Raw genomic sequence first — 20500 nt, 5'->3', positions numbered from 1 at the left:
TGCCCGCGGGCGAGCGATCCGGTCGACGGCCGGCCAGGTCGGCGGCAGCCGGGTCAGGGCTCCGCCACCGCCGCGGCGAGCCGCTCCGCGAGCGCCTTGACCGCTTCCCGCAGCTCGGGCCCCTCCTCCACCCGGAAGGGGAAGGGCACGGTCGCGAGCCACTCCCCCGCGTACATCGCCGGGTTCCGTGTGGTGCCCACCAGCACGCACCCCTCGCCCGACGCCTCGAGCCGCCCCATCTGCGCCCCGACCCAGGGCGCGACGTCGGCGAGCGGGGCGTCGAACACGACGCGCGTGGCGAACTGCCACCCGGTGCCGAGGTGCTCCTCGAGCGCGGTCACGGGGTCGAGGTCGGCGGGCGGTTCGAACCCCTGGTTCGTGTGCTCGACGGCGAGGACCCGGTCGACGCGGTAGGTGCGAACGGCGCCGGCGCGGTGGGAGTGGCACAGGAGGTACCAGCGCCCGTAGCGGACGACGACGGCCCAGGGATCGACCTCGGCGACCCACTCGCTGCCGGACTCGCCCCGGTAGGTGACCAGCACGCGCCGTCGGGCGGCGATGGCCGCGACGAGCGCACTGGTGATGGCGGTGTCCGGGCGGGCGGCGTACCGGTCGGGGGTGGCGGACGCGTGCTCGCGCAGCGTGGCCGCCTGCCGGCCGACGTCCTCGGGCAGCGCCCGGATGACCTTGCCGAGGGCGGTGCTCACGAGGTCGTCGGCGTCCGGGTGCGCGTGGAGCACCGCCATGACCAGGCCCAGCGCCTCGGTCTGCGTGAACGTGACCGGCGGGAGCCGCGTCCCGCGCCCGAGGCGGTAGCCCCCGTGCGGGCCGCGCGTCGACGAGACGGGGATGCCCGCCTCGCGGAGGATCTCGACGTACCTCCGGGCGGCCCGCTCCGTGACGCCCAGCCGCTGGGCGAGGTCGTCCGCCGTCGTACCCGGACGGGTCTGCAGGATCTCCAGCGCGCGGAGCGCGCGGGCGGTGGGGCTGGTCTCGGACGGCACCCCTGCAGGCTATGTCAGCGCACCACCTCGAAGATCTGCTTCTGGACGCCGTTCTTGTACGCCTCGTGCTCGACCAGCCGGAGCTTCTGGGCGGCCTTGTCGGCGTCGCTGAACAGCGGCTTGCCCTGGCCCAGGAGCACGGGGAAGACGAGCAGGTGGTACGCGTCGACGAGCCCGGCGTCCGCGAGCGCCCGGGTGAGGCTCACGCTGCCGTGCACCTGGATCTCGGCGCCGTCGGTCTCCTTGAGCTTCGCGACGTCGTCCAGCGAGCGCAGGATGGTGGTCTCGCCCCAGTTGTCGACCAGGTCGTCCTCGGTGAGCGTGGTGGAGACGACGTACTTGGGCAGAGTGTTGTAGCGCACGAACTCGTCCATCTTCGGCCAGACGGGCGCGAACATCTGGTAGCTGGTCCGGCCGAGCAGCAGTGCGCCGGCTTCCTCCTGCTCCTGGCTCTTGAGCTCGTACATCTCCGGCAGGGAGTCGACCGTCTTGAAGGTCCACGCCGTGTCGTGCAGCGCGGGGTCGCCGCCGGTCGGGTCGACCTTGCCGTCGAGCGAGACGAAGTGCGTGGCGACGATGGTGCGCATTTGAGGTTCTCCTTGTTTTGTGGTGGCCGCCTGGTGCGGCGCTCTACGGGGACAGACGAGGGGGTCGCGGGAAACTCATCGGCACCCCGGGAACTGATCCGGAAGCAGAACGTCCGGAACCGGTCTTAGCGTAGGAGTCGCCGGCCGCACGCCGGCTCACCACGGATCAGCACGGGAGAAACGATCATGGACATCCTGCTCATCGGAGGCCTCTGGCTAGACGGTTCGGCCTGGGACGACGTCGTGCCCGAGCTCGAGGCGCTCGGCCACCACCCCGTGCCGGTCCCGCTCCCGGGCCAGGGCGACGGGTCGACGTCGGCCACGCTCGACGACCAGGTCGCCACCGTGCTCGCGGCCGTGGACGCGGCGTCGGAGAAACCCCTGGTCGTGGGGCACTCCGCCGCCTGCACCCTGGCCTGGCTCGCCGTCGACGCGCGGCCCGAGCAGGTTGCCGGGGTCGCCCTGGTCGGCGGTTTCCCCTGGGACGACGGCAAGCTCTACGCCGACCTGTTCGAGATCACGGACGGCGTCATGCAGTTCCCCGGCTGGGAGCCGTTCGCGGGGCCGGACTCCGCCGACCTCGACGACGCGGCGCGGCGCACGTTCGCCGACAAGGCCGTCCCCGTCCCCGAGGGGGTCGCCCGGGCCGTTGTGCACCTGACCGACGAGCGCCGGTTCGACGTCCCCGTCGTGGTGGTGTGCCCGGAGTTCACGCCCGCCCAGGCCAAGGAGTGGATCGACGCCGGCGACGTACCCGAGCTCGCCCGGGCCAAGCACGTCGACCTCGTCGACCTCGACTCGGGCCACTGGCCCATGTTCAGCCGGCCGGCCGAGCTCGCGGCGGTGCTGGCGTCGGCGGCGGAGAGCGTCTAGGGGAAGGCCCGGACGGTCGCCAGCACCAGCTCGGTGGTGCGGTCGAGGTGGCTGCGGCCGTCCGGCAGCTTCGCCGTCGGGCTGATGTAGCTCAGCGGCCCGACGTGGGTGGCCGGCTCGAGCCGGTGCACGACGACCTTCCCCGCGTCGACGGCGCGGTTCCACGCGCTGCGCCGGAACAGCCGCCAGCGTTCGGGGAAGATCCAGGCGCTCACCCGCTCGATCCGGTCCCGGGTGCTGGTGAGCACGTGCATGCGCGCTACGTGGGTGAGATCGTTCGCGCCGTTGTGGAACCCGCCGATGCTGATGAGCAGGAGCGGGGCGCGCAGCTCGGCGTAAAGCTCGTCCGCCGCGCCGGTGGCGACCTGCGCGCCCCCGCTGTAGCTGAGGAGCACCACGGGGATGCCGTTGTCGGGCTCGTACCCGGCCTGCCGTAGCTGATCGGCGATCTGGGCGCCCACGGCGCGGTTGTACAGCGGGCGGTAGCGGCTGTCGGCCGCGACGAAGGTCTGCATCGCGTTGTGCAGGAACAGCAGCAGCCCGACGTGATGGCGCAGCCACTCCCACACGGGCCGGTCGACGAGCGGCGCGGCCACCGGCGAGTAGGGCTGCACCTGCCCCAGGACGCGCAGCTCGGGCGCCCCGTCGAGCACGGCCTTGACGAGCTGGCCGCCGTCGCGGGTGTCCGTGAAGCGACGCTTCCCGATGCCGTCCAGGTAGACCAGGTAGGCATCCGGCGGGCGGTCCGGGTCGGCGCCACGGGCATACGGCATGCCCTGCGGGAGCTCGGGCGTCGGCCTGCGCCAGCCGGCCGTGTAGACCATCACCTCGTAGCGCGCGAGCAGCCCCTCGGCGAGCAGGATCGGACCGAGCACCAGGACGAGCAGCAGGAGCACGCTCATGCCGGCACCTCCAGCGCCATGGTGGACGTGATCCGCGCGACCAGGTGCCGGAGCAGGCTGACGACGGCGGCCAGCCCCAGCCCCGCGCCGGCCACGCAGGCCGCGGCGGGCCACCACGCCAGGCCCGACGCCGTGGCGAGCGGGTCGACCAGGCTCAGCCCGACCCCGACGATCAGCAGCCCGTGCAGCAGCGGCCCGATCAGCGGGAACGCGAGGACGGCGGTCAGGACCAGCGGGGCGACGAGGGCGGGCGTCCAGGTCAGCGCGGTGCCCGGAACCGGTCCGGCCACCAGCTCGGCGAGGGCCGACGCCGTCAGCGGCCAGAGCGCGAAGATGGCGCACTCGACCACGGCGCCGGTCAGGAGCATCCCGAAGACGATGGGCGGCGGCACCCGGGTCCGCGACACTGCGGCGCGGCGGGCGAGCAACGGCAGGATCCGCCCGGCGGACTCGGAGAGCCCGGCGAGCAGCAGCAGGGTGATCACCGAGGGCGACACCGGTCAGCGCTCCCGTCTCGACGCTCGCGGCGCGGCCTCGCCGATCCGGTGCAGGTACTGCTCCAGCTCGTCGACGGCGCGCGCGTACCCTCCGGCCTCGCGCTGGGCGAGCTGCATGGCGGCCGACGCGACCTGGAACCGCGGCTCGTCCAGCAGACTCCGGGCCAGACCACGGACCGACTCCTCGGTGACGTCCCCCGTGCGCATCGACAGCCCCGCGCCGAGCTCGACGACGCGTCCGGCGACCAGCGGCTGGTCGGCCCCCTGCGGCACCACCAGCATGGGGACTCCCGCGTACATCGCCTCGTTGACGCTGTTCATCCCGCCATGGGTGACGAACAGCGCGGCGCGAGCCAGGACCTCGGTCTGGGGCACGAAGCGGTGCGCGAGCACGTTGTCCGGCAACGGTCCCAGCGCGGCGGGATCGGTGTGTCCCGTGGAGATGATCGTGGTGCCGCCCAGCGGCGCGAGCGCTGAGGCGAAGGTGCGCAGCAGGCTCGGTGCGGCGTCGAACACCGTACCCAGCGAGACGTACAGGACGGGGTCGCGCAGCAGGTCTCCGGGGAAGGCGGGGTCGGGCAGGCGAGCGCCGAGGCTGGGCCCCACGAACCGGTACGACTCGTCGAGAACCTCCGCCAGCGGCTGGAACACACGCGAGGTGAAGACCAGGTTGAGGGGCTGCCGGACGTTCGCCAGGTCGAACAGCGGCAGGCCACGCGCCGCGTACCGGCGGGACAGCGTCCACCGGGACCGGAGGTAGGACCCGACGTTCCGCGGCCGGGTCGCCGCCTGTGCCAGGAGCGCCCACGACGCGCCGGTGGGGCTCGGCGCGCTCCGGTTGAACGCGAACGTGGTGAAGGTCGAGGCCGCCGGCACCCGCAGCTCGCGGGCCGCGACCGCGCCCCAGGGACAGGCGGCGCCGTGGACGATCAGGTCGGGCCGTTCGCGACGCAGGTCGGAGAGCACTGCAGGCAGCAGCCCGACGGCGGCGCCCGCCAGCCCGTCCAGCATCGTGACTGGCATGGGCGGGTCAGGGAGCGGCTGGTCTCCGCCGGGGTAGAGAAAGACGGTCGCGCCGGTGGCCTCGATCTCCTTCGAGAACGCGGGCGACGTGTAATAGGTGACCCGGTGGCCGCGACGGACCAGCTCGGCGACGACCGGCAGGGTCGGGTTGACGTGCCCGTGCAGCGGGATGTTGAGGAACGCGATCGTGCTCATGGCCCACCCTCCTCGCAATCACCGACGGTCGGTGTCGCTAGGTAGACCGGGCGGAGGACGGATCTGTGACAACGCTCCGGGACTACGGCTGGGGAGGCGTGGGCCGCAGCGAGGTGACAGGCAGCTCGCCCCGCAGCATGCGCCCTCCGTCGTTCGTCAGGCGCAGGTAGTAGTCCGACGAGCAGGCCGTCCCGTCCTCGTCGAGCGCCCAGATGCCCGAGCCCGCCGGCACGTCCCCCGCCGTCGCCGCGGTCTTGGCGATCTGGTTGCCCTCGTTGTACTCGTCGAACATCGAGATGTAGGCGCTCGCCACCCCCGCCCGCGCGTGGTTGTAGAACTGCCGCCACATGAAGTCGCCGTGCGCACGGTGCCGCTCCTGCAGGTCACCGGGCAGCACGCAGGGCTGGTAGTCGATGCCCAGCCGGTTGCACTCCGCCAGGTCGGGAACGGTCGCGACGTCGTAGAACTGGTCGGCACCGCCGACGTTGCTGATCCGGCCGACGAGCCACGGCGAGATCATGTGGAACGAGCGGTACACGTCCGCGAATCCCTGCCGGGAGTCCTCACCCAGCGTGCGCCACCACGTGGGCACGCCACCCATGACGTAGACGCCCTGGCCCTTGAACCAGTCGATGACCTCCTGGCACTCCTCCGGGGTGAACGGACGCTGCGGGTCGTTGAACCCGAAGCCCCAGATCCCCACCACCGGCATACCGTTCTGCCGTGCGTAGGCGGAGGAGCCGGTGTGGGCCGACATCTTCGTCGCCCAGTCCTGCGTGATCTGCGTCCGCATCGAGAGCCAGTCGCTGACGTCGTACATGATGTAGTACTTCCGGCCGGTCCGCTCCGCCGCGGAGCGCACCCGGTCGGCGACGGCGTCGCGCGTCGGCCCCTCGCCGCCGAACGGGTTGAACCGCTGCAGCGCCGCCGTGTGGATCCCGTTCTCCGCCATCCAGCGGAAGTGGACGTCGACGGTCTGCTGGTCGTACGACGAGAAGAGGTGGGCAAGGCGTCCGTCGTTCAGCGCGGGAAACCCCGTCCCGTACGTGGTCGCGTACTCGCGGGTGTCGGGCCACGACTTGATCGCGGAGTTCGTGATCGACGGCGGCTGGTCCGCCTGGCGGGCCCAGTGCCACCACAGGTTGATCGGGGCACCGTCGCCCCGGCAGGCGAACCAGCCCTGGTAGCCGGCAGTGATCTTTCCGACGACGTCGCCGGGCGGGCTCACGGCGACGGCTGCCGCCCCGAAAGCGTCCGGGACCATCGGCACGGCAGAGGCGGCCGAGGGCGCAGCGGCCGCCGTCGCCGCGACGGCTGCGGAGAGGCTGAGGAAGGAACGCCTGGAGATGGTCATGAGGTTCTCCGATCGTCGAGGTGGCGCCACGACGTCGTCGTCGTGCGCCCCGGGTCAGGTCCGCGTCGCATCGTTCGGGGCGAGCATCCCGTGACCGGGGGCGCCGGCGCATCGGCGAAACTACCTAATTTCCTGAGTCAAGTAATCCCGCCGAGCGCCCCGCGAACGTCACCTCGACCGGCCACCCGGGGCGGCGTCCAGCTCGGTCAGGAACTCGTCCAGGCCCGCCAGGTCGTCGGTGTTCATGTGGTCCACCCCGGCGTCGGCCAGCTCGGTCCACACCGCGTCGCGGGCCGGGCCGGCCTGGTCGGGCGTGGCCCAGAAGCGGACGCGATACCCGGCGTCGTGCGCCTGGTCCACGAACGCGTGCAGGCGCTCGCGCTCGGCGGCGGGCATCGCGCCCTCGCCCTGCCAGGTGAAGAGCTTGGTCCAGTTGTCGCTGACCAGCGGCATCAGGCTCGCCGGGAGGCCCGAGCCCAGGTCGCCGGACCGCCCGTCGTAGAACGCGTACCGCACGGCCTGCGACCGCATGGTCTCCAGCGGCCGGTTGCCGCTGATGACCGCGGTAACCGGACCCGGCCGCACGTGGCCGCGCACCGAACGCTCCAGGATCCGCTTGTGCTCGGCGAGCGCCTCGTGGACCGCGGCGTAGGTGGGCTCGCCGTCGGACTTGATGTCGATCAGAAGCTGGAGGCTGCCGTCCCAGCCGGGGTAGACGCTCCCGCGGTTGTCGCGTACCAGATCGCGCAGCGGGTCCAGGTACAGGCTCTCCAGGGTGCGGTCCGGGTCCACGTCCGCAAGGTCGTGCGCGACGAGCAGCTCGCCGTCGACCAGCCACACGTCCGCCTCGACACTGGTGAAGCCGCTGGCCAGCGCGTCGTAGAGCGGGCGCTCGTGCTCGTAGTCGTTGTGGGCGTGCGCGGCGTCGTGTGGGTCACCGAGGGTGGCACCTGCCCCGAGCGGTGCGGCCGACGTCGGTATGGCCACCCCCGCGAACAGGGTGGCGGCCGCCAGGGCCGCGCCGACGATTGTTCTTCCGTGCATGGTCGTCTCCTTGTACCGGCGAGCGAGTCAGCTCATGCAAGCGTCGGGCGCTGACCGACAGGTGAACAGGGGACGACCTGGATCCGACGACGAACGGAACCCCACGCGGACGGCGTGAGAGCCCCGGTCGCGCGTACCTCGGCTCGACCGGTGGCCCGCGGTGATCAGGTGGATCGCGCGTACCGGCCGGCGAGCCGGCGCAGGTGGGTGACGAGCTCCGGCGGCCCGGCGACGTGGAAGTCCTCGCCGAGCAAGCCCAGGTAGGCGCCGAGGGTCTCGACCGTGTCGGCGCCGGTGTGCAGGACGCACGTGTGTTCGTCGACGCGTTCGACCGTCCCCACTGCCGGGCTGATCCGATCGGCCACGACCTCGGCCGGGGCAGACACGGTGACCCGCGCGCGGTACCGCCAGGCGGCGGCGGACACCCGGCTCGACACGTACGCAGCGACGTCGTCGGGCAGGTCGCGCGGCGTGAACCGGGGGCCGGTCGGGACGCGAGGCCGGATCCGGTCGACGCGGAAGGTCCGCCAGTCGCCGCGTTCGACGTCCCAAGCGAACAGGTACCAACGGCGGCCCCAGTTGACCAGCCGGTACGGCTCGACGGTGCGCACGGTGGCCGCGCCCGCATGGTCCTCATAGTCGAACCGGAGCCGCTCCCGGTCGCGGCAGACTGCGGCCAGAGTCGTCAGGACCGAGGTCTCGACGCTCGGCCCTGCCGCGTCACTGGGAACCGGCACCGTGAAGGTCTGCAGGGTGTTGACCCGGCGCCGCAGCCGGGAGGGCAGCACCTGCTCCAGCTTGGCCAGCGCCCGCAGGGACGCCTCCTCGATCCCTGCGACGGCGCCGCCGGTCGCCGTCCGGAGACCGACCGTGACGGCGACGGCCTCGTCGTCGTCGAGCAGCAGCGGCGGGAGGGCAGCGCCGGCACCGAGACGGTAGCCGCCGACGTTCCCGCGCGTGGCCACCACCGGGTAGCCGAGGCTGCGCAGGCGCTGGACGTCAGTGCGCACGGTCCGCCCGCTCACTCCGAGACGGTCGGCGAGATCGACGCCCGTCCACTCGCGCGGAAGCTGCAGGAGGGAGAGCAGCCGCAGGAGGCGGGCTGAGGTTTCCAACATTGCTCAAGGTTCGCAGGCCAAGAGGAACGAAGTCTTCCTAATGGGCGGACAGAGTTGGTCACATGAGCATCCACGAGTTCCGAATCGACATCCCCCAGGCCGACCTCGACGACCTGACCCAGCGCCTGTCTCGGGTCCGCTGGGCCAACGAGCTGCCCGACGCTGGCGCCGACTACGGCGTCTCGCTGGAGTACCTGCAGAGCCTTGTCCAGCGGTGGCGCGAGGAGTACGACTGGCGTGCGTGGGAGGCGAAGCTCAACCGGTACCCGCAGTTCACCACGACGATCGACGGGCAGAACGTGCACTTCCTGCACGTCCGCTCGCCCGAGCCGGACGCCACGCCCCTGCTGCTCACGCACGGCTGGCCGACGACAATCGTCGAGTACCTGGACGTGATCGACCGGCTGAGCGACCCGAGGGCCCACGGCGGCGACCCGGCCGACGCGTTCCACCTGGTGATCCCGTCGGTGCCCGGTTTCGGCTTCTCCGGCCACACGACCGAGCGAGGCTGGAGCCGGTACCGGGTCGCGAAGGCCTGGGCCGAGCTGATGAGCCGCCTCGGGTACGAGCGGTACGGCGCGCACGGCAACGACGGCGGCTCGCTGATCTCGCCGGAGGTCGGCCGCTACGACCCCGAGCACGTGATCGGCGTGCACGTCACCCAGATCTTCTCGTTCCCGTCCGGTGACCCGGCCGAGCTGGAAGGCCTGTCCGAGCAGGACCAGAAGAACGTCGAGTTCCTGGGGTGGTGGCTGGAGAACGGCGGCGCGTACGACAAGCTGCAGTCCACCGCGCCGCAGACCCTCGCGCACGCGCTGGCCGACTCGCCCGTGGGCCAGCTCGGCTGGAACGCGCAGCTGCTCGGCCCGAACCTCGACCCCGACTACGTGCTGACGAACACGATGATCTACTGGCTCACCAACACGGCAGCTTCGTCCGCCCGCTTCTACTGGGAGGACTTCCACGCCACCGACAAGCCGACCGAGCCCACGACCGTGCCCCTCGGGCTGGCGAACTTCGCCTGGGACTTCCAGTCGATCCGCGCGTTCGCCGAGCGCGACCACAAGAACATCGTGTCCTGGAACACCTACGGCACGGGCAGCCACTTCGCCGCGCACGACGCGCCGGACCTGTTGATCGACGACATCCGCACCTTCTTCGGCCGGCTCCGCTGACCTCGGCCGGACGGGTCGAAGGCGTTGACGCCGACGGGCTTGCCCGCGGTGCGTACGGCCTCGAAGGTCTTGCGCACCGCGGCGGTCACGTCCGGATGCGCCTGCTGTCCGAGCAGGCCCATGGAGGTCCCCCACCGAGGTGAGTGGTTCTCAGGCGCCCCGCTTGCCCGCGAACAGGACCGCGTCCAGCTGCTCGACCGGTGGCGGCGGCACGGGGAGCTGCGGCTGTCCCGCCGGCCGCAGCCCGTCGAGCAGCAGCGCGAGGTAGCGCCGCCACAGGTCGGGCGTAATCGCGCGGCTCATCTCGAACGCCGGCCCGAGCATCGCGAAGATCGCCGCGATGTCCTGGGCCGCCGCGTCCGGGCGGATGGCGCCGGCCGCACGAGCCCGGTCGAACAGCTCGCTCACCGAGGCCACGACCCGCGGCCAGATCTTCGCCTGCTCGTCCTGGTTCCCCTGCCCCGTCAGCGTCTCGTACAGCCCGCGGTCGGCGGCCTGCCGGGTCGCGGTGCGCTCGCAGAACGTGACGAGCGCGAGCCACGAGTCCTCGATCTCCAGGACGTCGCGCGCGTCCTGCGCGATGGCGCCCGTCGCCTCGGCCAGCACCTCCGCAGCGATCGCCTGCTTGTTCGGGAAGTGCCGGTAGGCGGTGCCCGTCCCGACGCCCGCGTGCCGGGCGATGTCGTCGAGCGTGGCGCCGAACCCCCGCTCGGCGAACACCTCGCGCGCCGCGTCGACGAGCCGGGCCCGGTTGCGGGCCGAGTCCTTGCGGACCGGCCGCGCGCGCTCCTCGTTCATGACCGCATGATCTCAGCCGTGGCACTCACCTCAGACGGCCCCGTGCTCGATGAGGCTGCGCGCACAGCCCAGGACGGTCTCAGCGGCGGGCCGGGGAACCCAGCCCAGGACGCGCCGGGCCTTCTCGGTCGTGTGCCGGTTACGCCTGCCCAGCGAGACGGTGATCGAGCGCAGCGACCGGTCCCAGATGGCGGTCAGCCGCACGACGGCGTCCGGGATCTGCCGCGTGGACACCCTCCGGCCCGCCTCGCCCAGCCCCTCACGAAGGGTCCGGGCCATGTCGCGCATCCAGACGAACTCGCCGGTGCCGAGGAACCGCTCACCGGCGGCGTCCGGCGCCGTCATGGCGCGGACGTGGAGGTCGGCCAGGTCGCGGACGTCGACCACCTCGAGACCGATCCGCGGCGCGCCCGGCAGGTCGCCCCGGACCATGCGGGCGACGATTCGCACCGAACCCAGGTTTCCCGCGCTGAGGATCGGGCCGAACACCGCCCCCGGGAGCACGGTCGTCAGCTCGGTCGGGCCGTCGTAGCCGGCCATGAAGTCCCACGCCGCCCGCTCTGCGAGCGTCTTGGACCGCCGGTACGCGGGGAGCGACGGGTCGTCGACCGTCCACAGCGTCTCGTCGGTCACCCCCTCGGCCGTGTACGACGACGGCGAGGCGGCGTTCGCGGCCGACGTCATCACGACCCGCCGCACCCCGCCCGCCGTGGCGGCACGGAGCACCCGGAGCGTACCCTCCCGCGCGGGGACGATCAGCGCGTCCGCGTCCCGCGGGTTCTCGTCGCCGAGCGGGGACGCCACGTGCAGCACGTGGTCGACGCCCCGCACGGCGTCCGCCCAGCCGTCGTCCGAGGTGAGGTCGGCCACCACGAAGCTCAGCCGCCCGCCGGGGTCGACCACTGACGCCACCGCCTCCCGGACGCCGTCCGCCCTCGTCAGGCTCCGCACCGTGGTGCGGACGTCGTAGCCGCGCTCCAGGAGGGTCACGATGCACCAGCCGGCGACGTATCCCGTGCCGCCGGTCACCAGAACTGTCTCGGCCATGGCTGCTCTTCCTGTTCGCTCTGTTCGCTCTGTATTGCTTTCCGGAGATGGCTTCTCCAGTTAGCGTACACGAAGAGGAGATCAGTCCTCCGTTTTGTCGCCCCGGTCGTGGCGATCACGTTTGACGGGCCTGCTCCGTCGTACAGCTGTGAGTCCGGGACTTCATCCGATGGAAGGGAAGCGTAAAGATGCCCACGCAACACGAGGCCGACGAGATCCGGCGCAAGGTCGACAGGATCGCCGAAGCATTGCACGCCAAGGATCTTGACGGCCTTCGGCAGATATACGCGGCGGACGTCGTGTCCTTCGACGTCGAGCCGCCGCTGCAGCACGTGGGGCTGGAGGCGAAGCTGAAGAACTGGGCGAACGTGTTCGCCTTCTTCCGCGACGTGCACTACGAGGTCCGCGACCTGACCCTCACCGTCGACGGGACCGTCGCATTCGGGCACGGCTTCGGTCGCCTCAGCGGCACGCTGGAGAGCGGAGCGGCAACGAGCGGCATGTGGGTCCGGGTCACCCTCTGCTTCCGCAAGGTCGACGGGAACTGGCTGATCACGCACGACCAGGTGTCGGTGCCGTTCGACATGCGGAGCGGCAGAGGAGTGGTCGACCTCGAGCCCTGACCGACCCCAGCCGCGTCATCACACCACTCGCCCGAGCAGGATCTCGGGGCGAAGTGTTCTTGCGCGACCGTTGATCCTCGTGCGATTGTTTGCGTAAACATCGGCATCGGGCCGGCACTGGCCGCCTCGATGCCTCGGACGGCGGCGCAAGGACGCGCCACCAGATCGGAGTCCCCCCATGACACGAGCTTTCCGGACCGGCGCCCTGGCGGCCGTCGGCCTCCTCGCGGCGGCGGTGGCGGTGATTCCCGGCCCCGCTGTCGCCGCCCCGTCGGTCGGGCCGTCCGGCACCAGCGAGTTCCGCGGGGTCAACTGGGCGGACCCGCGCGACAACTACGCGAACGACGAGGTGGTGCCCTCCGGCCTGAGCACGGAGGACGACTACCGAACGACGTACGCCAAGTCGACCGACACCCTCCTCGAGTTTCGGCACGAGGTGCGCGCCAACACGGTGCGGCTGCCCATCAACCCCTCGAGCGTCGGCACGGACTGGTGGGACTCGTACCAGGGCGCCATCGACGCCGCCACGGAGAACGGGTTCAAGGTCATCCTCAGCTACTGGGAGGCGAACGACGCCAAGGACGGCCAGGTCGACGACCCCGCCGCCTTCGACGCGATGTGGGACACGGTCGTCGCGGAGTACGGGCGGAACCCGAAGGTGTACTTCGAGCCCATGAACGAGCCGTTCGGCTACTCCCTCGACTCGTGGGTGGACCTGACCGCAGGCTGGCTCGCCGACCACGACGACGTGCCCCGCGGTCGCGTGATCATCTCGGGGACGGGCTACAACGACAACGTCACGGGCGTCGGCGCCGCCAAGGAGCTGAAGGGGACGCTGCTCTCGCTGCACTTCTACGGGTTCTGGGCCAACAGCACCACCGAGGCGGAGTGGAAGGCGAACCTGCTGCCGCGTATCGGTGAGTACGGCTGGCGCACGGTCGTGAGCGAGGCCGGCTCGCCGATGACGACGGGCCTCAACTACGGCAACCACGAGGGCGACGTCTACACCTCGTACCTCGGCGCGCTCACCGAGGTCGCACGGCAGCAGGGCATGGGGCTCGTCTACTGGCCCGGCCTGCGCACGGGCGACGCCTACACGCTGACCGAGGTCGTCGGCGACGGCGACCTCGAGGTCACCAACGCCTCCGGGCTGGCCCAGATCCAGTGGGGCTGGGGACTGCTCAAGTACGAGGCCCTGAACGACCTGCCGCCCGCACCGCCCGGTGAGCCGCTCGTCAGCGTCCAGCACAACGTGTGCGTCGACGTGCCCGGCTTCTCGACGACGCCCGGCACCACGCTCGGCCTCTGGTACTGCAACGGGGGCGGCAACCAGTCGTTCAACTGGACCGCGGACAAGCAGCTCACGGTCTACGGCGACATGTGCGCCGCGCCGAGCGGCGCGCTCACCGTCGGTGGCGCGCTCATCATCGACGACTGCTCGGGCACGCCCGAGCAGCAGTGGGAGCTCAACGCCGACGCGACGATCAGCAGTGTCGCCGACCCGACCCTGTGCCTGGCGACCCCGGCCGACTCCTGGGGACTCGACCTCGCGAGCTGTGACGCGGCGGCCACGACCCAGCAGTGGCGGCGCACGCCGTAACGGGGCCGGACGCGGGCGGCTGCTCCGGACTTCCGGAGTGGCCGCCCGCCGTGATGGCTACGGCGCCGTGTCCCCGCCGCCCGGTTCACCGCGGTGCGACTCACCCCGGGCGCGCGCGGTCAGCCCGCCGCTCCGCCGTCGCCGATCCACCGGTCCGCCAGGGCCTCCGAGCCCCGGGCGAGCAGCGCGACGTCGGCCCCGACCAGCACGAAGGACGCCCCGGCATCCAGGTAGGCCTGGGCCACGGACGGGTCGAAAGCGTTGACGCCGACGGGCTTGCCCGCGGCGCGCACGGCCTCGAAGGTCTTGCGCACCGCGGCGGTCACGTCCGGATGCGTCTGCTGTCCGAGCAGGCCCATCGAGGCGGCCAGGTCGGACGGCCCGACGAACACACCGTCGACCCCGTCGACCGCCGCGACGGCGGCGGCGTTCTCGACACCGGTCGCGGACTCGACCTGCACGAACAGCGACACATACCGGTCGGCGTCCCGCATGTAGCCCTCGACGCGGTTCCAGCGCGCGCCGCGCGCCAGCGCGCTGCCCACGCCGCGCACGCCGCGGGGCGGGTAGCGCACGGCCCGCACGACGGCGCGGGCCTGGTCGGCCGTGTCGATCATGGGCACGAGCACGTTCTGCGCGCCCAGGTCGAGGATCTGCTTGAGCAGCACGGTGTCGCCCGACGGCGCCCGCACGACCGGGGTGACCGGGTACGGCGCGACCGCCTGGAGCAGGGCCGTCATGGTCTCCAGGCCGATCGGCGAGTGCTCGCCGTCGATCAGCAGCCAGTCCAGCCCGGCGCCGGCGCAGAGCTCCGCCACCACCGGGCTGCCGCTGCACACCCACATGCCGACCTGGGGCCGGTCGGACCCGGCGATGCGGTCGCGGAACGTGGGCGGGAGGGTCAGACGAATCGGCACGAGACGGTCCCCAGCTCTCGGTAGTCGGCCAGCACGGTGTCGCCGGGCTCCACCCAGACGGGCCGGGTGAAGGAGCCGGCCAGGACGATCTCGCCGGGCTCCAGCGCGTCGTCGTGCTGGGCGAGCTTGTTCGCGAGCCAGGCGACGCCGTTGGCCGGGTGGCCCAGGACGGCGGCGGCGACGCCGGACTCCTCGATGGCCTCGTTGCGGTACAGCAGAGCCGAGACCCAGCGCAGGTCGGTCTCCCCGACCCGCACGGGGTTGCCGCCGTAGACCATGCCGCCCATCGCCGCGTTGTCGCTGATCGTGTCGACGATGGTGCGCCCGGCCATCTCGATGCGCGACGACAGGATCTCCAGGGCGGGCACCACGTACTCGGTGGCGCGCAGCACGTCGAACACCGTGACGTCCGGCCCCTTGAGGCCCTCGCACAGCACGAAGGCCAGCTCCACCTCGATCCGCACGTTCGAGAATCGCCGGTGCTCGATGACGGAACCGTTCTCGAACACCATGTCGGCGAAGATCGCCCCGTAGTCCGGCTCGGTGATGCCCGTCGCGGCCTGCATGACCTTCGACGTGAGCCCGATCTTGCGGCCCACCGGGCGCCGTCCGGCCTCGATGCCGCGGCGGCGCCACGTGTTCTGCACGGCGTAGGAGTCCTCGACCGTCATGCCGGGGTACCGCGCGGTCAGGAGCGGCACCATGCTGCGCTCGGCCTCGGCGCGGGCCAGCTCGTCGGCGATGGTGGTGATCGTCGCGTCGTCCAGCATGCGCTCTCCTTTCGAGGAACGGGTCACAGCTGGTGTCCCAGCTTGTACTCGCCCTGCTTCCACGACGGCAGCACGTCGGCTTCGGCCTCGGCGCGCGCGGAGTCCTCGGGACGCGTGTAGGAGAACCCGTCCGCGCCGATGGTCACCGCCATCTCCGAGGTGTCCGTCCGGGCGACCACGGGCTGCGGGTGACCGTCCAGGTCCAGGACGAGCGACGCCTCCGTGTACCAGGACGGCACCACCGGGTTGCCCCACCAGTCGCGGCGCTGGTTGTCGTGCACGTCCCAGGTCACGACGGGGTTGTCGGGGTCGCCGGTGTAGTAGTCCTGCGTGTAGATCTCCACGCGGTGCCCGTCCGGGTCGCGCAGGTACAGGTAGAAGGCGTTGGACACGCCGTGCCGGCCCGGCCCGCGCTCGATGCGGTCACTCCGGCGCAGCGCGCCGAGCTTGTCGCAGATCGCGATGATGTTGTGCTTCTCGTGCGTGGCGAAGGCGACGTGGTGCATGCGCGGGCCGTCGCCGCCGGTCATCGCCGTGTCGTGGACGGTCGGCTTGCGGCGCATCCACGCGGCGTAGGTGGTGCCCTCGGCGTCCTGGATGTCCTCGGTGACGCGGAAGCCGAGGTCCTCCATGTACTTGACGGCGCGCGGCACGTCCGGGGTGACCTGGTTGAAGTGGTCCAGGCGCACGAGCGCGCCGGGGGTGTGCAGATCGTACCGCCACGCGAGGCGCTCGACGTGCTCGACGTCGTAGAAGAACTCGTAGGGGAAGCCGAGCGGGTCGGTCACCCGCACCGAGTCGCCGATCCCCCGGGTGAAGCCGTCCGCGCGGCGCTCCACCCGGCAGCCCAGCTCGGTGTAGAACGCGACTGCCCGGTCGAGCTCCTCGGGGCTGCGCACGCGGTAGGAGAAGGCGGCCACGGCCGCCGTCGGCCCCTTGCGCAGCACGAGGTTGTGGTGGATGAACTCCTCGAGGCTGCGCAGGTAGACGACGTCGTCGTCCTCCTCGGTGACCACGAGGCCCAGCACGTCGACGTAGAAGTTCCGGGAGGCCGCCAGGTCGGTGACGACCAGCTCCATGTACGCGCACCGCAGGATGTCCGGTGGCGGTGCCAGGGGCGTGGGGATCGGGTCGGTCATCGTCAGGCTCCCTTGCCGAACGTCGGGTTGTGCGCCGGACCGAGCGTGATGTGCACGGCCTGCTGGTCGGTGTAGAAGTCGATCGAGCGGTAGCCGCCCTCGTGCCCGAGGCCGGAGGCCTTGACCCCGCCGAACGGCGTGCGCAGGTCACGCACGTTGTTCGAGTTGAGCCAGACCATGCCCGCCTCGATCGCCTGCGCGAAGTTGTGCGCGCGCCTGAGGTCGTTTGTCCACACGTAGGCGGCCAGCCCGTACCTGACGCCGTTGGCCAGGGCGAGCGCCTCCTGGTCGGTGTCGAACGGCGTGATCGCCACTACCGGGCCGAAGATCTCCTCCTGGAAGATCCGGGCCGACGGCGGCACGTCCGCGAAGACGGTCGGCGCCACGTAGTTGCCTTCCGGGAAGCCCTCCGGGCGCCCGCCGCCCGCCACGAGCCGGCCCTCCGTCCTGCCGATCTCGATGTAGGAGACGACCTTCGCGTAGTGCTCGGGGTGCACGAGCGCGCCGACCTCGGTCCTCGGGTCCTGCGGGTCGCCCACGACCACCCGCTTCGCCTGCTCGGCGTACCGCTCGACGAACTCGTCGTAGACCGGGCGCTCGACGAGGATCCGGCTGCCGGCGGTGCAGCGCTCGCCGTTCAGGGAGAAGACGCCGAAGATCGTCGCGTCGATCGCGGCGTCCAGGTCGGCGTCGGCGAAGACTATCGCCGGGGACTTGCCGCCCAGCTCCATCGACAGGCCCTTGAGGTACGGGGCGGCGTTGGCGAAGATGAGCTGCCCGGTGCGGCTCTCCCCCGTGAACGAGACCAGCGGGACGTCCGGATGCTTGACCAGCGCGTCCCCCGCCTCTTCGCCGAGGCCGTTGACCAGGTTGAACACACCCTCAGGCAGCCCTGCCTCCTCGAAGATGCCGGCCCACAGCGACGCCGAGAGCGGCGTGAACTCGGCGGGCTTGAGCACCACGGTGTTGCCCGTCGCCAGCGCCGGGCCGAGCTTCCACGACTCCAGCATGAACGGCGTGTTCCACGGCGTGATGAGGCCGGCGACGCCGATCGGCTTGCGGTTGACGTAGTTGAGCTGGCGGCCGGGCACCTTGAACGCGTCGTCCGACTGGGCCACTACCAGGTCGGCGAAGAACCGGAAGTTCTCCGCCGCCCGGCGCGCCTGGCCCAGCGCCTGCGTGATGGGCAGGCCGGAGTCGAAGCTCTCCAGCTCGGCCAGCCGCGCGTCGCGGGACTCGACGATGTCCGCGATGCGGTGCAGGATCCGCGAGCGCTCGCGCGGCAGCATCCTGGGCCAGGGACCGTTCACGAACGCGTCGCGCGCCGCGGCCACGGCGTGGTCGACGTCTGCCGCCTTTCCGGCCGCCGCCCGCACGTAGACCTCGTTGGTCACCGGGTCGAGCACGTCGAACGTGCCGCCGTCGGCCGAGTCGACGAACTTGCCGCCGATGTAGTGCTGGATGCGGCCGGGCAAGCCGGCTGGCACGTGGCGGGTCGGCTGGTCGGTCATCGTGTCTCCCGGTGTCGGGTCTGGTGGGGCGCGGCGCCGTCGGTGCGAGGGTCAGTGCGAGCGGGGGTGCGAGCGTCGGCGCGGGAGTCCAGGAAGGCCTGCATCGTCGCCCAGCGGTGGTTGCGCGCGGCGATCTCGATCTCGAGCGGGTCGGCCCCGCGTGCGATCAGGTCGAGGATGTGGACGTGCTCGGCCACGGAGTCGTGGGCCCGGCCGGGCACGAAGGCAAAGGTGGAGTCGCGCAGCCCGGACAGCTGGGCCCAGCCGCGGTGGACCATGTCGAGCAGCAGCTGGTTGGGGCACGACTCGAACAGCACCGAGTGGAACTGCCGGTTCAGCGCCGTGAACGCGTGCGGGTCGAAGTGGTCGAGCAGGGCGCGCAGCCGGTCGTTCACCTCGGACGCCCGCTCGAGGTCCCGGGCGGAGATGCCGGGTGCCGAGAGGCCGGTGGCCGCTCCCTCGACGACACCGAGGGCCTGCATGGCGTCGACGTACCCGTGCTCGTCGATCATCGCGACCCGGGCGCCGACGTTGCGCTCGTAGGTCACCAGGCCCTCGGCCTCCAGCCGCCGGATCGCCTCGCGTACGGGCACGACGCTCATCGCGAGCTCGTCGGCGATGCTCTGCAGCACGAGGCGGTAGCCCGGGCTGAGGTCGCGGCGCGCGATGCGGTCGTGCAGGTGGTCGTAGGCGAGCTGGGACTTGCTGAGTGCGCCGGCGAACGCTACCTCGACGGCCGACGTCGTCACGTCTCCGCTTGTCATCGCGACTCCCGCTGTTCCTGGAGCTTCTGCGCCCGGGACTCCTGCGCCTGGGACTCCTGTGCCCGGGACCTCCACGACTCGTAGCGCGCCCGCCACTCGGCGTTCGGGGGGAACAGCCCGTCGACCGGATGGCCGGCGGCGACCTGCTCGGCGACCCAGGCGTCCTCGTCCTCCTGGGCGAGGGTCGCGTCGGCGACCTCCTCGGCCAGGTGCGGCGGGATGACGACGACGCCGTCCGCGTCGCCCACGACGACGTCGCCCGGCAGCACCGTCGCCCCGCCGCAGGCCACGGCCGTGCCGGTGTCCCACGGCACGTGCCGGCGGCCGAGCACCGCGGGGTGCGGGCCCTTCGAGAAGACGGCCAGCCCGGTGGCGGCCACGGCGCCGAAGTCGCGCACGCCGCCGTCGGTGACGACGCCCGCGGCCCCGCGCACCTTGGCGCGCAGCGCGAGGACGTCGCCGAGGGTCGCCGAGCCGGTCTCGCCGCGCGCCTCGATGACGATGACCTCGCCTGCGCCGACGGCGTCGAACGCGCGCTTCTGCGCGTTGTAGCCGCCGCCGTGCGCGGCGAACAGGTCCTCGCGGTTCGGCACGAAGCGCAGCGTCCGCGCGCGGCCGACGATCGTCGCGCCGGGCGTGTTCGGCCGCACGCCCTCGATGATCACGTTGTTCAGCCCGCGCTTGCGCAGCTGGGCGGAGAGCCCGGCGACCGGCGCGCGCCGCAGCTTGTCGGCGAGCGCCTCGGTGAGCACGAACGGCTCCGGCTCGGGCGCGAGGCCCGCGGCCTCGCGGCTGCCCCACGCCTCGGCCCGCTGCGTGTCGTCGATCTTCGGTCCCGCGCCGACGTCGCCGAACGGCACCTCGCCCTGGACCACGGTGGTCACCAGGCGGCCCGACGTCGGCGCGCCGGGCGCCGTCGGGGCATCCACCTCGACCTCGACGACGTCGCCCGGCCCGACGACGCTCGAACCGGCGGGCGTGCCCGTGAGGACGACGTCGCCCCGCTCCAGCGTCAGGTGCTGGGACAGGTCTGCCACGATCTGCGCGAACGGGAACAGCAGCGCGTCCTCGTCGGTGGTGTCCTCCTGCACGAGCTTGCCGTTGACCCAGGTGCGTACCCGCAGCGCGGCCGGGTCGACCGTGCGGGCGTCGATGAGCGCGGGGCCGAGCGGCGTGTAGCCGTCGCGGCCCTTGGAGCGCACGTTCGAGCCCTTGTCGGCCCACCGCAGGTCGTACACGCCGAGGTCGTTCCCGGCGGTCACGGCGGCGACGTGGCCCCAGGCCTCCTCGACCGGCACGTGCCGGGCCGGCTCGCCGATGACCAGCGCGATCTCCCCCTCGAAGGCGAGCAGCTCCGTGCCGGCCGGCCGCTCGACCACGTCCCCGGAGGCGGCGAGCGAGCTGGCCGGCTTGAGGAAGTATGACGGCGCGGCGGGCCGTCGTCCGCGCTGGTCGGCGCGCGAGACGTACGCGATGTGGACCGCGACGATCTTCCCCGGCCGTTCCGCGAGCGGACCGTTCCCGTGCGCCTCAGTACCCATGAGCTCCCTTGCCCGTCG

Annotated in this window: 20 protein-coding genes and 1 pseudogene; 4 read left to right on the top strand and 17 right to left on the bottom strand. The window is 71.9% G+C overall.

Going from position 1 to position 20500, the window contains the following annotated elements; translation table 11 throughout:
• Positions 1-53 precede the first annotated feature (53 nt).
• Positions 54-1004 (bottom strand): YafY family protein, encoded by a 951-nt coding sequence (locus C8K30_RS29070; protein ID WP_108496396.1) that lies wholly within the window; start codon positions 1002-1004, stop codon positions 54-56.
• Between the two features lie 14 nt (positions 1005-1018).
• Positions 1019-1591, bottom strand: coding sequence for a dihydrofolate reductase family protein (locus C8K30_RS29065; RefSeq protein WP_108496395.1), 573 nt, complete (start codon positions 1589-1591; stop codon positions 1019-1021).
• A gap of 186 nt (positions 1592-1777) precedes the next feature.
• On the opposite strand from C8K30_RS29065, the gene C8K30_RS29060 reads away from it, so the two are divergent.
• Positions 1778-2464: an alpha/beta fold hydrolase gene (locus tag C8K30_RS29060; protein WP_108496394.1), complete on the top strand. Its 687-nt coding sequence runs from the start codon at positions 1778-1780 to the stop codon at positions 2462-2464.
• Here the strand turns inward: C8K30_RS29060 and C8K30_RS29055 are convergent.
• The 6 genes from C8K30_RS29055 to C8K30_RS31080 form a co-directional block, all read right to left on the bottom strand.
• Positions 2461-3366 carry a hypothetical protein gene (locus tag C8K30_RS29055; protein WP_108496393.1) on the bottom strand — a complete coding sequence of 302 codons (906 nt, stop codon included), beginning with the start codon at positions 3364-3366 and terminating at the stop codon, positions 2461-2463. The two genes, C8K30_RS29060 and C8K30_RS29055, sit on opposite strands and share 4 nt — an antisense overlap.
• Complete coding sequence (locus C8K30_RS29050; protein ID WP_108496392.1) at positions 3363-3863, bottom strand: hypothetical protein; 501 nt, start codon at positions 3861-3863, stop codon at positions 3363-3365. The genes C8K30_RS29055 and C8K30_RS29050 overlap by 4 nt, the downstream gene beginning before the upstream one ends.
• 3 nt (positions 3864-3866) lie before the next feature.
• The gene (locus C8K30_RS29045) at positions 3867-5081 is read right to left on the bottom strand and encodes a macrolide family glycosyltransferase (RefSeq protein ID WP_108496391.1); all 1215 of its coding nucleotides are present in this window, start codon (positions 5079-5081) and stop codon (positions 3867-3869) included.
• 82 nt (positions 5082-5163) lie between these two features.
• A complete protein-coding gene (locus tag C8K30_RS29040; RefSeq protein ID WP_108496390.1) occupies positions 5164-6435 on the bottom strand; it encodes a glycoside hydrolase family 71/99-like protein in 1272 nt (423 codons plus the stop codon).
• A gap of 168 nt (positions 6436-6603) precedes the next feature.
• On the bottom strand, positions 6604-7479 hold the full coding sequence (locus C8K30_RS29035; protein ID WP_108496389.1) for a phosphatidylinositol-specific phospholipase C/glycerophosphodiester phosphodiesterase family protein: 876 nt from the start codon (positions 7477-7479) through the stop codon (positions 6604-6606).
• Between the two features lie 164 nt (positions 7480-7643).
• Positions 7644-8597, bottom strand: a complete 954-nt coding sequence (locus C8K30_RS31080) for a YafY family protein (protein ID WP_199230754.1) — start codon at positions 8595-8597, stop codon at positions 7644-7646.
• Between the two features lie 62 nt (positions 8598-8659).
• Between C8K30_RS31080 and C8K30_RS29020 the strand changes: the two genes are divergently transcribed.
• Positions 8660-9772: an epoxide hydrolase family protein gene (locus C8K30_RS29020; protein WP_108496387.1), complete on the top strand. Its 1113-nt coding sequence runs from the start codon at positions 8660-8662 to the stop codon at positions 9770-9772.
• Between the two features lie 11 nt (positions 9773-9783).
• Here C8K30_RS29020 and C8K30_RS31525 read toward each other — a convergent pair.
• The 3 genes and pseudogenes from C8K30_RS31525 to C8K30_RS29005 form a co-directional block, all read right to left on the bottom strand.
• A pseudogene (locus C8K30_RS31525) lies at positions 9784-9897 on the bottom strand (2-dehydro-3-deoxyglucarate aldolase); the annotation flags it as partial.
• A 25-nt stretch (positions 9898-9922) separates the two neighbouring features.
• Positions 9923-10570, bottom strand: coding sequence for a TetR/AcrR family transcriptional regulator (locus C8K30_RS29010; RefSeq protein ID WP_108496386.1), 648 nt, complete (start codon positions 10568-10570; stop codon positions 9923-9925).
• 30 nt (positions 10571-10600) lie between these two features.
• Positions 10601-11617, bottom strand: coding sequence for an NAD-dependent epimerase/dehydratase family protein (locus C8K30_RS29005; protein WP_108496385.1), 1017 nt, complete (start codon positions 11615-11617; stop codon positions 10601-10603).
• Between the two features lie 188 nt (positions 11618-11805).
• Here C8K30_RS29005 and C8K30_RS29000 point away from each other — a divergent pair, with 188 nt between their 5' ends.
• Positions 11806-12240 (top strand): nuclear transport factor 2 family protein, encoded by a 435-nt coding sequence (locus tag C8K30_RS29000; protein ID WP_108496384.1) that lies wholly within the window; start codon positions 11806-11808, stop codon positions 12238-12240.
• 178 nt (positions 12241-12418) lie between these two features.
• Positions 12419-13840: a ricin-type beta-trefoil lectin domain protein gene (locus C8K30_RS28995; protein WP_108496383.1), complete on the top strand. Its 1422-nt coding sequence runs from the start codon at positions 12419-12421 to the stop codon at positions 13838-13840.
• A 119-nt stretch (positions 13841-13959) separates the two neighbouring features.
• On the opposite strand, the gene C8K30_RS28990 is transcribed toward C8K30_RS28995, so the two are convergent.
• Genes C8K30_RS28990 through C8K30_RS28965 form a run of 6 tightly spaced genes read right to left on the bottom strand, consistent with a single transcriptional unit; the run spans position 13960 to position 20482 of the window.
• Entirely contained in the window at positions 13960-14757 is a 798-nt protein-coding gene (locus C8K30_RS28990) for an aldolase/citrate lyase family protein (RefSeq protein WP_199230753.1), read from the bottom strand.
• Positions 14742-15527 (bottom strand): 2-oxo-hept-4-ene-1,7-dioate hydratase, encoded by a 786-nt coding sequence (hpaH, locus tag C8K30_RS28985; protein WP_108496382.1) that lies wholly within the window; start codon positions 15525-15527, stop codon positions 14742-14744. The genes C8K30_RS28990 and hpaH overlap by 16 nt, the downstream gene beginning before the upstream one ends.
• 23 nt (positions 15528-15550) lie before the next feature.
• On the bottom strand, positions 15551-16666 hold the full coding sequence (gene hpaD / locus C8K30_RS28980) for a 3,4-dihydroxyphenylacetate 2,3-dioxygenase (RefSeq protein ID WP_108496381.1): 1116 nt from the start codon (positions 16664-16666) through the stop codon (positions 15551-15553).
• 2 nt (positions 16667-16668) lie between these two features.
• Positions 16669-18177: a 5-carboxymethyl-2-hydroxymuconate semialdehyde dehydrogenase gene (gene hpaE / locus C8K30_RS28975; RefSeq protein ID WP_108496380.1), complete on the bottom strand. Its 1509-nt coding sequence runs from the start codon at positions 18175-18177 to the stop codon at positions 16669-16671.
• The gene (locus C8K30_RS28970; RefSeq protein ID WP_108496379.1) at positions 18174-18941 is read right to left on the bottom strand and encodes a GntR family transcriptional regulator; all 768 of its coding nucleotides are present in this window, start codon (positions 18939-18941) and stop codon (positions 18174-18176) included. Before C8K30_RS28970 ends, hpaE begins: the two co-directional genes overlap by 4 nt.
• The gene (locus C8K30_RS28965; RefSeq protein WP_108496378.1) at positions 18938-20482 is read right to left on the bottom strand and encodes a fumarylacetoacetate hydrolase family protein; all 1545 of its coding nucleotides are present in this window, start codon (positions 20480-20482) and stop codon (positions 18938-18940) included. The genes C8K30_RS28970 and C8K30_RS28965 overlap by 4 nt, the downstream gene beginning before the upstream one ends.
• Positions 20483-20500 lie beyond the last annotated feature (18 nt).

The organism is Promicromonospora sp. AC04 (genome assembly GCF_003058225.1).
Lineage (GTDB): Bacteria > Actinomycetota > Actinomycetes > Actinomycetales > Cellulomonadaceae > Promicromonospora.
This window is presented reverse-complemented; position numbering and strand designations above follow the sequence as displayed.

What these genes read in the sequence shown, in the direction of transcription:
- C8K30_RS29035 (WP_108496389.1), bottom strand. Translation starts at nt 7,479, where the DNA reads ATGCACGGAAGAACAATCGTCGGCGCGGCCCTGGCGGCCGCCACCCTG.
- C8K30_RS31080 (WP_199230754.1), bottom strand. Translation starts at nt 8,597, where the DNA reads ATGTTGGAAACCTCAGCCCGCCTCCTGCGGCTGCTCTCCCTCCTGCAG.
- C8K30_RS28965 (WP_108496378.1), bottom strand. Translation starts at nt 20,482, where the DNA reads ATGGGTACTGAGGCGCACGGGAACGGTCCGCTCGCGGAACGGCCGGGG.
- hpaD (WP_108496381.1), bottom strand. Translation starts at nt 16,666, where the DNA reads ATGACCGACCCGATCCCCACGCCCCTGGCACCGCCACCGGACATCCTG.
- C8K30_RS29055 (WP_108496393.1), bottom strand. Translation starts at nt 3,366, where the DNA reads ATGAGCGTGCTCCTGCTGCTCGTCCTGGTGCTCGGTCCGATCCTGCTC.
- C8K30_RS29000 (WP_108496384.1), top strand. Translation starts at nt 11,806, where the DNA reads ATGCCCACGCAACACGAGGCCGACGAGATCCGGCGCAAGGTCGACAGG.
- hpaH (WP_108496382.1), bottom strand. Translation starts at nt 15,527, where the DNA reads ATGCTGGACGACGCGACGATCACCACCATCGCCGACGAGCTGGCCCGC.
- hpaE (WP_108496380.1), bottom strand. Translation starts at nt 18,177, where the DNA reads ATGACCGACCAGCCGACCCGCCACGTGCCAGCCGGCTTGCCCGGCCGC.
- C8K30_RS28995 (WP_108496383.1), top strand. Translation starts at nt 12,419, where the DNA reads ATGACACGAGCTTTCCGGACCGGCGCCCTGGCGGCCGTCGGCCTCCTC.
- C8K30_RS29020 (WP_108496387.1), top strand. Translation starts at nt 8,660, where the DNA reads ATGAGCATCCACGAGTTCCGAATCGACATCCCCCAGGCCGACCTCGAC.
- C8K30_RS29005 (WP_108496385.1), bottom strand. Translation starts at nt 11,617, where the DNA reads ATGGCCGAGACAGTTCTGGTGACCGGCGGCACGGGATACGTCGCCGGC.
- C8K30_RS29065 (WP_108496395.1), bottom strand. Translation starts at nt 1,591, where the DNA reads ATGCGCACCATCGTCGCCACGCACTTCGTCTCGCTCGACGGCAAGGTC.
- C8K30_RS29040 (WP_108496390.1), bottom strand. Translation starts at nt 6,435, where the DNA reads ATGACCATCTCCAGGCGTTCCTTCCTCAGCCTCTCCGCAGCCGTCGCG.
- C8K30_RS29045 (WP_108496391.1), bottom strand. Translation starts at nt 5,081, where the DNA reads ATGAGCACGATCGCGTTCCTCAACATCCCGCTGCACGGGCACGTCAAC.
- C8K30_RS29060 (WP_108496394.1), top strand. Translation starts at nt 1,778, where the DNA reads ATGGACATCCTGCTCATCGGAGGCCTCTGGCTAGACGGTTCGGCCTGG.
- C8K30_RS29010 (WP_108496386.1), bottom strand. Translation starts at nt 10,570, where the DNA reads ATGAACGAGGAGCGCGCGCGGCCGGTCCGCAAGGACTCGGCCCGCAAC.
- C8K30_RS28970 (WP_108496379.1), bottom strand. Translation starts at nt 18,941, where the DNA reads ATGACAAGCGGAGACGTGACGACGTCGGCCGTCGAGGTAGCGTTCGCC.